Origin of the sequence: Cobetia sp. 2AS, from assembly GCF_029846355.1 — a bacterium.
GTDB lineage: Bacteria > Pseudomonadota > Gammaproteobacteria > Pseudomonadales > Halomonadaceae > Cobetia > Cobetia amphilecti.
Map to the genome: position 1 here is coordinate 1,101,156 of NZ_JARWKQ010000001.1, position 13,186 is coordinate 1,114,341.

At 63.9% G+C, this 13,186-nt stretch carries 13 protein-coding genes; 11 read left to right on the plus strand and 2 right to left on the minus strand.

Annotation, left to right across the window (positions count from 1 at the left end; all coding sequences use genetic code 11):
- The 10 genes from QD356_RS04670 to QD356_RS04715 all read left to right on the plus strand — a co-directional run bounded on the left by QD356_RS04670 (window position 1) and on the right by QD356_RS04715 (window position 10,300).
- Complete coding sequence (locus QD356_RS04670) at window positions 1-993, plus strand: NUDIX domain-containing protein (protein ID WP_192838152.1); 993 nt, start codon at window positions 1-3, stop codon at window positions 991-993.
- 108 nt (window positions 994-1,101) lie between these two features.
- On the plus strand, window positions 1,102-1,842 hold the full coding sequence (locus QD356_RS04675; protein WP_192838153.1) for a histidine phosphatase family protein: 741 nt from the start codon (window positions 1,102-1,104) through the stop codon (window positions 1,840-1,842).
- A gap of 291 nt (window positions 1,843-2,133) precedes the next feature.
- Window positions 2,134-3,426 (plus strand): metallophosphoesterase, encoded by a 1,293-nt coding sequence (locus QD356_RS04680; protein WP_054555997.1) that lies wholly within the window; start codon window positions 2,134-2,136, stop codon window positions 3,424-3,426.
- A gap of 20 nt (window positions 3,427-3,446) precedes the next feature.
- The gene (locus QD356_RS04685; RefSeq protein ID WP_054555998.1) at window positions 3,447-3,728 is read left to right on the plus strand and encodes an amphi-Trp domain-containing protein; all 282 of its coding nucleotides are present in this window, start codon (window positions 3,447-3,449) and stop codon (window positions 3,726-3,728) included.
- Window positions 3,729-3,894: 166 nt separating this feature from the next.
- Window positions 3,895-4,890 carry a class A beta-lactamase gene (gene bla, locus QD356_RS04690; protein WP_192838154.1) on the plus strand — a complete coding sequence of 332 codons (996 nt, stop codon included), beginning with the start codon at window positions 3,895-3,897 and terminating at the stop codon, window positions 4,888-4,890.
- Between the two features lie 238 nt (window positions 4,891-5,128).
- The gene (locus QD356_RS04695) at window positions 5,129-6,235 is read left to right on the plus strand and encodes an NADH:flavin oxidoreductase/NADH oxidase (protein WP_192838155.1); all 1,107 of its coding nucleotides are present in this window, start codon (window positions 5,129-5,131) and stop codon (window positions 6,233-6,235) included.
- A gap of 270 nt (window positions 6,236-6,505) precedes the next feature.
- Window positions 6,506-7,462 (plus strand): NAD(P)-dependent oxidoreductase, encoded by a 957-nt coding sequence (locus QD356_RS04700; RefSeq protein ID WP_192838156.1) that lies wholly within the window; start codon window positions 6,506-6,508, stop codon window positions 7,460-7,462.
- A gap of 139 nt (window positions 7,463-7,601) precedes the next feature.
- Window positions 7,602-8,351: a class II aldolase/adducin family protein gene (locus QD356_RS04705; protein ID WP_192838157.1), complete on the plus strand. Its 750-nt coding sequence runs from the start codon at window positions 7,602-7,604 to the stop codon at window positions 8,349-8,351.
- An 87-nt stretch (window positions 8,352-8,438) separates the two neighbouring features.
- Window positions 8,439-9,113 (plus strand): TetR family transcriptional regulator C-terminal domain-containing protein, encoded by a 675-nt coding sequence (locus QD356_RS04710; RefSeq protein WP_192838158.1) that lies wholly within the window; start codon window positions 8,439-8,441, stop codon window positions 9,111-9,113.
- 2 nt (window positions 9,114-9,115) lie between these two features.
- The gene (locus QD356_RS04715; RefSeq protein ID WP_192838159.1) at window positions 9,116-10,300 is read left to right on the plus strand and encodes a pyridoxal phosphate-dependent aminotransferase; all 1,185 of its coding nucleotides are present in this window, start codon (window positions 9,116-9,118) and stop codon (window positions 10,298-10,300) included.
- A gap of 163 nt (window positions 10,301-10,463) precedes the next feature.
- Here the strand turns inward: QD356_RS04715 and QD356_RS04720 are convergent, their stop codons facing one another.
- Window positions 10,464-10,682, minus strand: coding sequence for a TIGR02450 family Trp-rich protein (locus QD356_RS04720; protein WP_192838160.1), 219 nt, complete (start codon window positions 10,680-10,682; stop codon window positions 10,464-10,466).
- 123 nt (window positions 10,683-10,805) lie between these two features.
- The gene (locus QD356_RS04725) at window positions 10,806-11,711 is read right to left on the minus strand and encodes a LysR family transcriptional regulator (protein ID WP_043332806.1); all 906 of its coding nucleotides are present in this window, start codon (window positions 11,709-11,711) and stop codon (window positions 10,806-10,808) included.
- Between the two features lie 400 nt (window positions 11,712-12,111).
- Here QD356_RS04725 and QD356_RS04730 point away from each other — a divergent pair, with 400 nt between their 5' ends.
- Window positions 12,112-13,125 (plus strand): D-cysteine desulfhydrase, encoded by a 1,014-nt coding sequence (locus tag QD356_RS04730; protein WP_054556003.1) that lies wholly within the window; start codon window positions 12,112-12,114, stop codon window positions 13,123-13,125.
- Window positions 13,126-13,186: the final 61 nt, after the last annotated feature.

A 13,186-nucleotide genomic window follows, 5' to 3' on the forward strand; every position in this document is an offset into this window, starting at 1 on the left:
ATGCGTCGTGAACTGCTGTTGATGCGCCACGGGAAGTCGGACTGGTCAGTGGCAGCTGACGACTTCCATCGACCCCTCAAGGAGCGCGGCAAGCGCGGCGCCCAGCGCATGGGGGCCTGGCTTGCCCAGGAGGCGCTGGTACCGGATGCCATCCTGAGCTCGCCGGCCCTTCGCGCGCGCGCCACGGCGGAAAAGTGCGTGAAGTCGATGGGCCTCGGCGTCGACATGATCGAGCTCAAGCCTGCGCTTTACTGCGAGGACGAGGCGCCGCTGCTCAAGACGGTGCGCGCCTGCCCGGACAGCGTGCAGCGACTGATGATCATCGGCCATAACCCGGCATTGGAAGATGCGCTGGTCTGGCTGACCGGCAAGCGTCCGCGCCCGCCCAAGGAGACCAAGTTGCTGCCGACGGCGGCGGTGGTCAAGCTGACCTTCGAGGGGCGCTGGGAAGACCTGCGCTCCGGCCAGATGAGCCTGGAGCTGATCCAGCGCGTGCGTGCCTTGCCGGATGGCTTCCCCTGGCCATTCCCGGCCGGTGAGGAGCGCCGCGAACGCCCCGCCTATTACTACCGCCAATCGGCCGTCCTGCCCTGTCGTCTGCAGGGGGAAGGCGACGATGCCCAGTGGGAGGTGCTGTTGATCGGCTCTTCCTCCAACCGTCACTGGAGCCTGCCCAAGGGGATCGTCGAGCCGGGCATGAGTCCGCTTGAGTCCGCGCTCAAGGAAGCCCGCGAGGAAGCGGGCATCGAGGCGGAGGCGCTGGACCACGCAGCGCTGGAATTCAGTTACGAGAAGTGGGGCGCTCCTGTCGCGGCCAGTCTGCACGCCGTGAGAGTCGTGCATGAGCAGGAAGAGAGCGAGCGGGAGGAACCGCATCGCAGTCGGCGCTGGGTGGCGGCGGAGGTCGTGCCGAGCCTGTTGAAGAACCACGAGATGGGGCACGCCGCCATGGCGCTGCTGGCACGGCTTGAGCAGTCGCGCCAGGCGACGTGAGTGCGGGAGACTGGCGCCATTAGCGCCACTAGCACCGTACGAGGCGACGCATGGCGAGGACCGCCAGCATGAATCAATACCGAGTGAAGACGGGAAGAGCGACGGCCGATGACTGATGAACCGACAATCCGACGTGTGGCATTGATTCGTCATGCCGACTATCACCAGCAGATTGATACCCCGAGCGCGCTGCAGCCGTTTCCCTTGACCCGTCGCGGTGAGCGTCAGGCGCGTGAGGGAGCCGAGGAAGTGCTGGCGCTGTGTCAGGCACATGGCTGGCAACCGGCCAGCACGGTACATGCCTCCAGCCTGTTGCGTGCCTGGCAGACGGCGCAGGTGATGAACGAGGTCATGGGAGACAGGACAGAGCGTGAGTTCTCGCTCATGGCACATGATGCCCTGTGGGAGCGCAGTCTGGGCAGTGCCGCCAATCTGACCACGGCACAGATCGCCGAAGCGGTGCGTCATGACCCGCGCGTGGATTTCCTGCCGGCCGACTGGAAATCCAACAGCCACTTTCGCCTGCCGCTGCCGGGGGCTGAATCCCTGATGCAGGCCGGTCAGCGGGTGGCCGACTTCATTGCTTCGCTGCCGGCTTCCCCATCACCTTCTGTCTCGGCTCCCACATCAACCCCCACATCGGGCGCCACGCTGACGCTGATCGTCGGCCATGGCGCGGCGCTTCGGCATGCGGCGCATCTGCTGGGCGTGCTGGACTTCGACCAGATTGCCGGGCTGAGCATGCACCATGCACGGCCGGTGGTCATCGAGGAAACCTCTTCAGGGTCATGGCGGCATGTGGCTGGCGAGTGGAAGGTGCGCCAGCGTCACGAGCCCGCGCAGGACTGAGTTGGCGGCTAGCCGGCGGGGTACTGAAGTGCCGGGAGCGGGCGGGGTGCTGGAGAGCTGAAGAGCCGGACAAGGGCGGGGGTGCTGGAGAGCAGAGAAGCAGGCCTGCGCACCAGGGTGATACGGGCCTGTCATCTTTCTGTGATCAAACGGTCATAAGCTTGTCGCCCTGTGCTCGTGAGCTCACCCACATTCCTCATCCCCGGATGGGCCCCAAGGAGCGGCAAGGCGCTTGCTTGCCACAAGCCGGTAGTTCAACGAGGCAAGCAGATGCCACAAGGAGATAGCCCAATGACCCTCAGTCCCCCCATGAGCGACGCCGTACCGCGTTACCGAGGCCCGACGCGTTATCTGAAGGCGCTGCCCAGTCACGCGGCTCAGTGGCCCGAGACACATCAGCACCTGCGCGCCGGTGACAAGGTATCCCGCGCTGCTCGCAAGCTGGGCAGCAAGGACTGGCCACGCCGCGATGTCATCTTCATCTCCGATGCGCATGCCGACGCGGAAGCCTTCATCGCATCTCTGGTGGCCAGTGGCGGTGTGCGCCTGACCTCGCGGGACAACCTGGTGTTGACGGCGCGGGGCAAGCGCAGTGTCTTCGTCATCGGCGGTGACTGCCTCGACAAGGGCCCCAGCAATCTGGAACTGCTGGAAGCCCTGCGCACCTTGATGCGCAGCGGGGCACGTCTCAAGTTGCTGGCGGGCAATCACGACATGCGGCTGATGCTGGCGCTGATGCGGCTGAGTCATGATGATTCGGCGCGTACCGATCATCTGTTCGTGCGCATGGGCGCCAAGGGACTGGCGCTGCTCAAGGAAGTCTTCGATCACTATCTCGCGGACAGACCGCGGGCGATGAAGAGCATTCCCTCGCGAAGTGAATGCCGTCGGCGCCTGTACCCGGGGCCGGACTGGGCGGAGCAGTTTCGCAAATCGGCAGGCCATGTGCTCAAGGGGGAGGCGCTGGAGAAGGAGATCACTCGCCTGAGCGCCAAGGCCGATGGCTTCGAGCATGCCTGTGAGAAACACGGCCTCTCGTTGCGCCAGACCTATGCCGCCGCGCTCAAGGCCCACGAGCTGTTTCTCAAGCCCGGCGGGCGCTTTGCCTGGTTCTTCGACGAGATGCGCCTTGCCTATCGCAGTGGCGCCTTCCTGCATGTTCACGCAGGCGTGGATGATGCCTTCGCCAGACGACTCGGCCGCCAGAAGGTCTCGCAGGTCAATCAGGAATTCCGGCGCATCCTGCGCGAAGACCCGTTCACCTTCTATTACGGTGAGCTGGCCAATGTACTGCGCACCAAATATCGCAAGAGCGACATGGTGCTGAGCGCCGCGGGCGTCAAGCGCCTGCACAAGGTCGGCATTCGTGCCGTGATGCATGGCCACGTCAATCATCAGGCGGGCCAGCAACTGGGCTGGCGCCACGGGCTTTTGCATATCGAGGGCGACGTCACCCTGGATCGCAATTCACGCCGCAAGGAAGGGCTGGATGGCGTGGGCATGGGGGCGACGCTGATAGAAGCCTGTGGACGCATCGTCGGCATCAGCAATGACCATCCCGAGGTCAAGGTCTACGCGCCCTGAAACATGCACAGGAGAGGCAGGTGAAAGACGACAAGCAGGACAAGTCGCTGTTCCGACATGAATCATTGCAGTCCATCGATGGCGTTCAGGACATTCTCAAGGCCATCATCAAGGGGCTGGGCAAGGGACTGCTGTCATTTCGCGATGAGGACGGCGAGATACGGCTGGCACCGCGCGGCCTGATGACCCTCAAGGTCACGGCGCGGCGAGAGGATGATCATCATCGCCTCGATATTCGCCTGTCATGGCATGCCAAGCCCGGCGCCAAGCGCAACAAGACGCTCAAGGTTCTCGATGAGTGAGGGCAGCGTGCGCTGGCGTTGACCCAGATCAAGTCTCTGCCAGACCGCGGCCCGCGGTGAGATGGCCGACATGTCCGCGCTTACGCGACTATGGTACATGTAGCATGCTGCATATTGGGTCGTGTCTTGCGCCACGGCCGCTCCCCATGATCAGGACATGTCATTGATGCCTTCAACTCCTCAGCGCCGGTGCGGTGCTGATCACCCCTCGTTTCGCTTGCACTCTGCCAGCCTCGCAGCACAGCCTGCCGTCAGGCCCTCAAGGCGCTGGCAGCAGTGGCTGGCGGCCGCCGCGCTTGCCTGTCTACCGCTGGGCGCACAGGCCGCAGACGATGCGCTGGCCGCTGACAAGCCGCTCTCGGCGTCGGCCATTCAGGCCATCGAATCAGAGGTCGGCGCGCGAATCGGTGTCACCGTTCTGGATACCGCCGATGGCACCCGTTTCAGCTGGCGGGGGGATGAGCGCTTCCCCATGAGCAGTACCTTCAAGGTGCTGGCCTGTGGTCATCTGCTCTCCCGAGTGGACGAAGGTCAGGAATCGTTGTCACGCAAGGTGGAGATTCGCCCGGCGGATCTCGTGACCTATTCCCCCATCACCGAGCACCACACCCGGGATGGAGGCCTGACGCTTGAGGCGTTGTGCCATGCCACCATCACGACCAGCGACAATACCGCGGGCAACCTGATTCTCGACGCCCTGGGCGGCCCTGCCGCACTGACGGCCTATCTGCGGCGCCTGAATGATGACAGCACACGGCTGGACAGACGTGAAACGGCGCTCAATGAGGCCACCCCCGGTGACCCGCGCGATACCACCACGCCGCACGCGATGGCGGCCACCCTGCAGCGACTGCTGGTGGGGGATGCGCTGAGCGAGCCATCGCGCCTTGCTCTGCAGGGCTGGATGCTGGCCAACACCACCGGCGATGACAAGCTGCGGGCGGCCTTGCCCGATGACTGGCAGATCGCGGACAAGACCGGCGGTGGGGGATATGGCACCAACAATGACGTTGCCATCCTGTGGCCGCCGTTGCGTGCCCCGTTGATCGTGGCGGTCTATCTGACCGAAAGCGAGGCGGATCTGGCAGCGCGCAATGCCGCGATTGCCGATGTCGGGAGTCTGCTGGTCAAGGAAGTGCTGGAGGGCAAGGCGAGTCGCTGATGGTGGGGCGCTGATGGTGGGGCGCTGATGGTGGGGCGCTGATGGTGAGGCGCTGGTAGGGCGTGCGTGAAGCATGGGCAACTCAGCGTTGCCGTCATCACGGCCAACTTGCGCTTGTGGCGCCTGTCCGGTGCCCGCATTGTGCTTGCACTGCATTGGCTTTGGCAGCACGGACCTTCTCGTCATGTTCGCGCCTGCGCCTTACCGAACCCGCCCTGTCAGCCTCCAGAGGAACTCCATGTCCACACTGTTTTCACCGCTCACCCTCGGCCCGCTCACGCTGGACAATCGCATCATCATCGCGCCCATGTGTCAGTACTCCGCCGAGGAGGGCCAGATGCAGGCCTGGCATGATCAGCATCTTGGCAATCTCGCCCAGTCTGGGGCTGGGCTTCTGATCTTCGAGGCCAGCGCCGTCGCCCCGGAAGGGCGCATCACCCATGGCGATGTCGGACTCTACGATGAGGCATGCCAGCAAGCCATGCAGGGGGTCGTCGAGCGTATCCGCCGCTATTCGCCGATGCCGCTGGCGGTGCAGATCGGTCATGCGGGACGCAAGGCTTCCTGCCAGAAACCCTGGGAGGGCGGTGCTGCCATCGCGCCAGGCAACGACAATGGCTGGCAGGTGCTTGCCCCCAGCGCGATTCCCTTCAGCGAAGACGGGCCGCTCCCCGAGGCGATGAGTGGTGAGCAGATCCGCCGCACCATCGCGGACTTCGTGGCGGCGGCACAGCGCGCCGTCGAGATTGGCCTGGATGGCATCGAGCTGCATGCGGCGCATGGTTATCTGCTGCACGAATTCCTGTCGCCGTTGAGCAATCAGCGCGACGATGACTACGGTGGCTCGCTCGAGAACCGCATGCGTCTGACGCTTGAGGTCTTTGACGCCGTGCGGGCCGCTATCCCGCAGCATGTGATGCTGGGCATCCGGATCAGCGCGACGGACTGGGTCGAGGGCGGCTGGGACCTCGAGCAGAGCATTGAACTTGCCAAGGCGCTGGACCGTCGTGGCTGCCACTATCTGCATGTCTCCAGTGGCGGGCTCAGCGCGCAGCAGCAGATTCCGGTAGCGCCCAATTATCAGGTGCCACACGCCGAGGCCCTGAAGGCGCAGGTGAAGATGCCGGTGATTGCCGTTGGCCTGATCACCGAGCCGCAGCAGGCCGAAGACCTGCTGGCGAACGAGCGTGCCGATGCCATCGCGCTGGCGCGTGGCATTCTCTACGATCCGCGCTGGCCGTGGCACGCGGCCGCTGCGCTGGGGGATACCGTCAAGGCCGCGCCCCAGTACCTGCGTTGCCAGCCGCATGGCCTGAAGTCGCTGCTGGAGAATCAGCAGGACTGACCTTGACCGCAGCTTGGTAACCATCTTGAAACGCCCGTGACAGGCCGTCTGCTTCAGTGAAGCTGCGCGGTACTTCACGGGCGTTCTTGCGTCTATTGCTCGTATGACTGCCGGAGCGGGGTGAATTCACGAGTGGAAATTTCTTCAGGGGGTGACGCTGAGGACATTGCACAGTAGACTGAGGACTTGTTGTTATACGATCGAGTAACAGCGGCCCGCCACGAGCCGCATAACCCATGGGCCATCGCCACAGTTTTTTCAGGAGTCATGATGTCTAGCCAAGCCCCGATTCTGGGTGTCTATCTGAGTGAATCCCTGGACCTGGACAGCGTCTACGGTGAAGCGCTGCGCCAGCTGGGCGACGATGTCGTGCTGCGTCATCCGCATGAGATCGAGGACCCGAGCGCGGTGCGGTTCGCCATCTGCTGGCAGCCGGGGGAGGACGCCTTCACGCCGTACCCGAATCTTCGGCTTGCCATGTCGATCGCGGCAGGAGTGGACGCCCTGCTGGGGCATTCTGGGCTCTCGGCCGAGGTTCAGGTCGCACGGGTGCGCGACCCGCATCAGGCGTATCTGATGGCCGGTTTCGCCGCTCACGAGGTACTGCATCGCGAGCGCCAGTTTGCCGTCATGGCCGACAATGCCACGCGTGGCGAATGGCAGCCGTTGGCAATGCGTGCGCCAGAGAAGGCACAGGTGGCAGTGCTGGGCCACGGCAGCATGGGGCGCGCCGTGGTCACTTCGCTGGCGAGCCTGGGATTCTCGGTGACGGTCGCCTGTCGCAGCGAACCGGCTGCGCCGGTGCCGGGTGTGCGTTACCTGACCGGTGAAGCTGCCGTCATGGCGGCGGCTGACGGTGCCGATTACCTGATCAATATCCTGCCGCTGACTCCGGTGACCGAGAACGTGCTGAACGCTGCCTTGTTCGCCCGGCTGCGCCGTGGCGCCTGGCTGGTGCAGATCGGCCGCGGCGAGCACCTGGTGGAAGCGGACCTTGAAGCCGCGCTCGATTCCGGACAACTGGCAGGCGCGACGCTGGATGTCTTCCGCGAGGAGCCGCTGGCGCCCACTCACCGCTGGTGGCAGGACCCGCGCCTGCGCATCACGCCGCACGTGGCCAGTGACTCGCTCCCCGAGGTGGTGGCCGAACAGGTGGTGGCCACGGCGCGTGAGTTGCGCGATGGCCTGCCGCTCATGCTGGGCGTGGATCGTCAGCGCGGCTATTGAGGGCCGCAGCGCTTGAAACCCGCAGCGATTGAGACCCGCGGCGCTTGAGCCCCGAAGGTGGACGCTTCAATGCTTATCAAGGCTCAGCCGAACCTTTCCCGACCCCAGACAGCGACATTGTGACCACAGGAGACAGCACATGCCGGCATCGACCATGAGTGACGCGGAGTGGCAAGCACGCCTGGACCTGGCGGCCTGCTACCGGTTGGCAGCGCACTATCGCATGACCGATCTGATCTACACCCACATCACTGCGCGGGTGCCGGATGAGGAAGGGCATTTTCTGATCAATCCCTACGGCTGGCGCTGGGAGGAAATCACGGCGTCCTCGCTGGTCAAGATCGACGTCAACGGTCAGAAGGTCGATGACAGTGCCGCGCGGGTCAATCCGGCCGGTTTCACCATTCACTCGGCGATTCATGCGGCCAGTCACTCAGCCAGCTGGATCATGCATACCCATACCCGCGCCGGTGTGGCGGTGTCGAGCCTGGAAGAAGGGCTCTTGCCCCTGAATCAGATCGCCCTGCAGTTCCATGGTCGCGTCTCCTACCACGATTACGAGGGTATCGCGCTGGATCTGGATGAGCGCGAGCGCATCGTGGCGAGCCTTGGCGACAATCCGGCGCTGATCCTGCGCAATCATGGCCTGCTGACCACCGGTGCCTCTGCCGCCGAGATGTTCAACAACATGTTCTATCTCGAGCGCAGCTGCGAAATCCAGGTCGCGACCCTGTCCATGGGCCAGCCGGTGCGCCGCCTCTCGCCCGAGATCTGTGAGCATGTGGTCGGTCAGTACGACATGGCCATCCACGAGGAGGGAGATCTGGCGCTGGAGTGGGAGTCTCATCTGCGACTGCTGGATAGCCTTGGCTGTGATTATCGTTGTTAATAGCAGGCGCGCTGTTGAAAGCATCGTCGTTCGAGAGGCCATCGCGTGCCTGATGCGCGGGGCAGCGACCGGACGGGAGACATCACGATGAGTCGCAAGGCATTCCAGCGGCTTTCCCAGGATCAGCGTCGTCGCGACCTGCTGGAAGCCACCTTGAGCTGTGTCGCGCAGCACGGTCTGGCCGGTGCCAGCGTGCGCCGCGTGGCGGAGGCGGCCGGGGTCTCGCCCGGACTGATTCGCCACCATTTCGGCACCAAGGACGACATGGTGCGGGCCGCCTACGCCTACATGATGGGCCAGTTGACCTCCGATATCGCCGATGCCAGCCCGGCCAGTGATGAATCCCCGGCGTGTCGTCTGGCGCGCTTCATCGCGGCGAGCCTCACGCAGCCCAACCTGGCTGCCCACAAGATCTCCCTGTGGGCGACCTTCATTGGCCGGGTGCGCCACGATGCCAGCTATTCGGCGGTGCACCAGGAAACCTATCGCGAGTTTCTCGATCTGCTCGCACAGCTGGTTCAGCCGGTGCTGAGCGCCCACGCACTCCCGGCCACCGAGAGCGATTGTCAGGAGCAGGCGATCGCCCTCAATGGCTTGATCGATGGGCTGTGGCTGGAAGGCGGGCTGGAACACGGCCTCTATCCGGTCGAGCGGCTGCCCGCGATCGCCATGCGGGCAGCAGAGGGCATTCTGCGGCTGCCACAGGGCGCCTTGCTTGAGCACGTCGCTATCACGACATCACCCCCACCTCACAGGAGTTGAGCATGCGCTACGCCACCATTACCGAACGACTGAGTGATCTGGGCGGTGACAAATGGGCCGTTCACAGCGCTGCCCGCCAGCGTATCCAGGCCGGCGAGCCGATCATCGAGCTGACCATCGGCGAGCCGGATATCGCCACGCATCCGGCCCTGGTCGAGCACTGTGTCGAGGCGCTGCGCGCCGGTCGTACCCGCTACTCCGATGGCCGTGGCGAACCGGGGCTGGTCGCGGCACTGGCCGAGCGCTACGCCGCGCGCATGCCCGAGATCAGCGCAGACAACGTGCTGTGTTTCCCCGGCACGCAGACGGCGCTGTTCGCGGTGATGCTGGCACTGGTGGAGGAGGGGGCCGGCGTGCTGACCGGCGACCCCTACTACGCCACCTATGAAGGCGTGATCCGCGGCGCCGGCGGTGACCTGCAGCCGGTACCGCTGCGCATGGAGCATGGCTTCGTGCTGCAGCCGGAAGATCTGGCCGCGGCCATCACGCCGCAGAGTCGTGTGTTGCTGCTCAATACGCCGCACAACCCGACCGGGGCGGTGATGGATCGAGCGACCCTCGAGCACATCGGCGCGCTATGTCGCGAGCATGATCTGTGGATCGTCTGTGATGAGGTCTATGAAGCGCTGATCTTCACGGGCGAATTCGTCTCGCCGCTGGAAATCGAGGCACTGCGTGAGCGCACCGTGGTGGTGTCTTCCATCTCCAAGAGTCACGCCGCTACCGGCTTTCGCAGTGGCTGGGCCATCGGCTCGGCGGAATTCTGTCGTCGGCTGTTGCCTGTCTCGGAAACCATGCTGTTCGGCAACCAGCCCTTCATCGCCGACATGACCGAGGCCGCGCTGCGCGGAGATTTCGATACCACCGAGCGTCTGCGCGACTCTCTCGGGCGTCGCGCGCGTCTGGTGCATGAGGCGCTGGCGGCCATCCCGCAGCTGTCCTCCAGCCTGCCCCAGGGCGGCATGTTCCTGATGGTCGATGTCTCACGCACCGGCCTGAACGGTGAGCAATTCGCCTGGCGGCTGCTGGAACAGCAGCAGGTGGCGGTAATGCCCGGCAGCGTCTTCGGTGATTGCGGTACGCCGCTGGTACGTGTCGCCCTGACCGTGCCGGACGACAGCCTGCTGGAAGCGGTGCAGCGCATGGCGCTGCTGTGTGACCAGCTGGAAACCGAGGTCGTGGCCTGAGATTTTTTCTCAGCGCCTTGCAGTCAGTCTCAAGGCCAGCCAAGGCCAGGCAAGATCAGGCTTCAATCCGTCTCATCCTCTGTTCCGTAGACGCAGAAACGCCGCCCTCGGGCGGCGTTTCTGCGTTCAGCGATGTTCATGTCAGGTCATCATTTCCAGCCCGTCATTTCCAGCCCATCTGCCAGACATCATCTGCCTTGAGCTCGCGCCAGGCGAGGGTGTAATCCCTGCGTGTCAGCACCGCCTGCAACACGACCTCGACCACATGTTCGTCCTGCTCATCGCGGATCAGGCGCGTGACGATGAAATGGCGCTCACGGTCCCGGGGCGACACGGCGGTCCATTTGCTCTGCAACAGCTTGTCGGGGTTGATGCGATTCATGCTGGTTCCTCAAGAAACGGTTGGCAGCTGCGTACTGGTCCTGTCAGTGCCAGCCTAGCGAGTTCTGGTCCAGTCAGTGCTGGTCAAGTCAGTGCCCGGCAGACAGGTGAGCGCCAGGTGGGCCTACACCGAAGGTGGGCTCTCGTTGAGCAGTTGCCACAGCGACTCGGTCGCCGCGCTGTGCTTGCCACGACGACAATAGCAGGCCACTTCGAGGGTCGGGCCGCCCAGATCATCCAATAGCGAGACCAGTCTGCCGCTCTCCAGATCATCCTCGATCAGGCCGTGGGGCAGCCAACCGACTCCCAATCCGGCCATCACCAGTTCACGAATGCCCAGCGTGAAGGACGTCTCGCAGATGATGTCGATGTCCTGGGCGCGCTGCAGGTCCATCAGGTAGGGCGAGGCCAGAATCTGGCCCAGGAAACTCTCCGGATCATAGGCGATCAAGGGCAGGCGCTGGTCACTGCGCGGCAGGTGCAGGGGGCGCCCCTGGGCGTCCGGGGCACACACCGGCAGCAGCCGTTCCAGCCCCAGTGAGATGCGCTGGGTGTCGCCGTTGTCATCGAAGATCGGCGCCCCCTGCAGTTCGGAGCACAGCAGCAGGTCTGCCTGGTCATGCTCGAACAGTTGCAGGCATTCGCTGCGATCCAGTGATTTCACCTGCAGTCCGGCTTCGGGGGAGTTGTGCCGGAAATAGCGCAGCAACCGCGGCAGGTAGCTGACCGTGAGGGTGTGCTGGGTGGTGATGATCGCCTTCGGCCCCTGGCGGGCCTCGCTGCGCAGGCGGCTGCGCAACGTGTAGAGCCGCGCCAGCCATTCCCGCATTTCCTGCTCATATTCCAGCGCGTGCTCGGTGAGGATCATGCGCTGCGACTGACGATAGACCAGCTCGACGCCCAGCCACTCTTCCAATTGCCGTATCCGGCGCGAGAAGGCGGGTTGCGTCACGTTGCGTCGCTCGGCTGCCAGCGAGAAGGTTCCGGCCTCGATCAATGCGAGAAAGTCTTCGATCCATTCGATCTTCATGCGTCGCCTGAGGAGATGTCGGTTATTGTTGGAGGTCGGCCATCATGCACCGAGTGCTTGTTGGGGTGAAGACCGCACGCACACCCCCGGAGCATGAACCATCCATGGTTCGTCAATGGTGGGGCAGCGCCGAAGGGTCAGGGGCGACAGGCACTGGATATGACTGCCGGTCGGCGTCGCGGGCATGACGATCTTCTGGATGCCTGAGTCGGACCAGAGCAAAGAACTGGCCATGCAGAAAAGTAACAAACTTTGAGAAACATGGCATTGGGACTGGCGAGAATCGCGGCTTACTGTTGAGAAGACCGCTCGGCGGCGTGCCGGAGTGATGTCACACATTCGACGAACGTCGTTATGAGAGTAACCCCCTATGACAACAATGACTCGCCTGGAGGCTCGTATGCATCTGTCCCGTTTTCCCCGTGTTCGCCTTGGTCACCTCTCGACTCCGCTGGAGCCGATGGACAACCTGAGCAAGCTGTTGGGTGGGCCGCGTCTCTGGATCAAACGTGATGACTGCACCGGGCTTTCCACCGGTGGCAACAAGACCCGCAAGCTGGAATTCTTGATGGCGGACGCGCTGGAGCAGGGCGCCGACACCATCATCACCCAGGGCGCTACCCAGTCCAACCACGCGCGTCAGACCGCTGCCGCTGCCTGCAAGCTGGGCCTTGAGTGCCACATCCTGCTGGAAGACCGTACCGGCAGCGACGACCGCAGCTACAACTACAACGGCAACGTCTTCCTCGACCAGCTGCATGGCGCGACGGTCGCCAAGCGTGAAGGCGGTGCCGACATGGCCGCCGAGATGGAAGCGCTGGCCGACAAGCTGATCGGCAAGGGCAAGAAGCCTTACATCATCCCGGGTGGTGGCTCCAACGAGATCGGCGCGCTGGGTTACGTGAATGCCGCCCTCGAGCTGCTGTCCCAGGCCAACGACATGGGCCTCAAGATCGATCACCTCGTGCACGCTACCGGCAGCGCCGGTACCCAGGCGGGTCTGGTGACGGGCCTGACCGCTTGCAACTCCGGCATTCCGGTACTCGGCATCGGCGTGCGGGCACCGAAGGACAAGCAGGAAGGCAATGTCTTCGCGCTGGCACAAAAGACCGAAGCCAAGCTGGGCCTGTCTGACGTGGTCAAGCGTGAAGATGTCGTCGCCAACTGCGATTACGTCGGTGAAGGCTACGGCATTCCGACAGAAAGCATGGTCGAGGCCGTCACGCTGCTGGCTCAGCAGGAAGGCATCCTGCTGGACCCGGTCTACTCCGGCAAGGGCATGGCCGGTCTGATCGACCTGGTGCGCAAGGGGCACTTCAAGGAAGGCGAGAACGTGGTCTTCCTGCACACCGGCGGTGCCGTGGCCCTGTTCGGCTACCCGGATGCCTTCAACTTCGCGGATTACCAGGCCTGATAGCGTTTGCGGCCAGTGATGCGTCCCGCCTGACGACAGCGGCGTGACTGACGCATCCCGT

Bases quoted from the DNA above. Each gene is read 5' to 3' on its own strand.
- QD356_RS04725 (WP_043332806.1), bottom strand. From the start codon at position 11,711: ATGAAGATCGAATGGATCGAAGACTTTCTCGCATTGATCGAGGCCGGA.
- QD356_RS04720 (WP_192838160.1), bottom strand. From the start codon at position 10,682: ATGAATCGCATCAACCCCGACAAGCTGTTGCAGAGCAAATGGACCGCC.
- QD356_RS04730 (WP_054556003.1), top strand. From the start codon at position 12,112: ATGCATCTGTCCCGTTTTCCCCGTGTTCGCCTTGGTCACCTCTCGACT.
- QD356_RS04695 (WP_192838155.1), top strand. From the start codon at position 5,129: ATGTCCACACTGTTTTCACCGCTCACCCTCGGCCCGCTCACGCTGGAC.
- QD356_RS04705 (WP_192838157.1), top strand. From the start codon at position 7,602: ATGCCGGCATCGACCATGAGTGACGCGGAGTGGCAAGCACGCCTGGAC.
- QD356_RS04710 (WP_192838158.1), top strand. From the start codon at position 8,439: ATGAGTCGCAAGGCATTCCAGCGGCTTTCCCAGGATCAGCGTCGTCGC.
- QD356_RS04675 (WP_192838153.1), top strand. From the start codon at position 1,102: ATGACTGATGAACCGACAATCCGACGTGTGGCATTGATTCGTCATGCC.
- QD356_RS04700 (WP_192838156.1), top strand. From the start codon at position 6,506: ATGTCTAGCCAAGCCCCGATTCTGGGTGTCTATCTGAGTGAATCCCTG.
- QD356_RS04715 (WP_192838159.1), top strand. From the start codon at position 9,116: ATGCGCTACGCCACCATTACCGAACGACTGAGTGATCTGGGCGGTGAC.
- QD356_RS04670 (WP_192838152.1), top strand. From the start codon at position 1: ATGCGTCGTGAACTGCTGTTGATGCGCCACGGGAAGTCGGACTGGTCA.
- QD356_RS04680 (WP_054555997.1), top strand. From the start codon at position 2,134: ATGACCCTCAGTCCCCCCATGAGCGACGCCGTACCGCGTTACCGAGGC.
- bla (WP_192838154.1), top strand. From the start codon at position 3,895: ATGCCTTCAACTCCTCAGCGCCGGTGCGGTGCTGATCACCCCTCGTTT.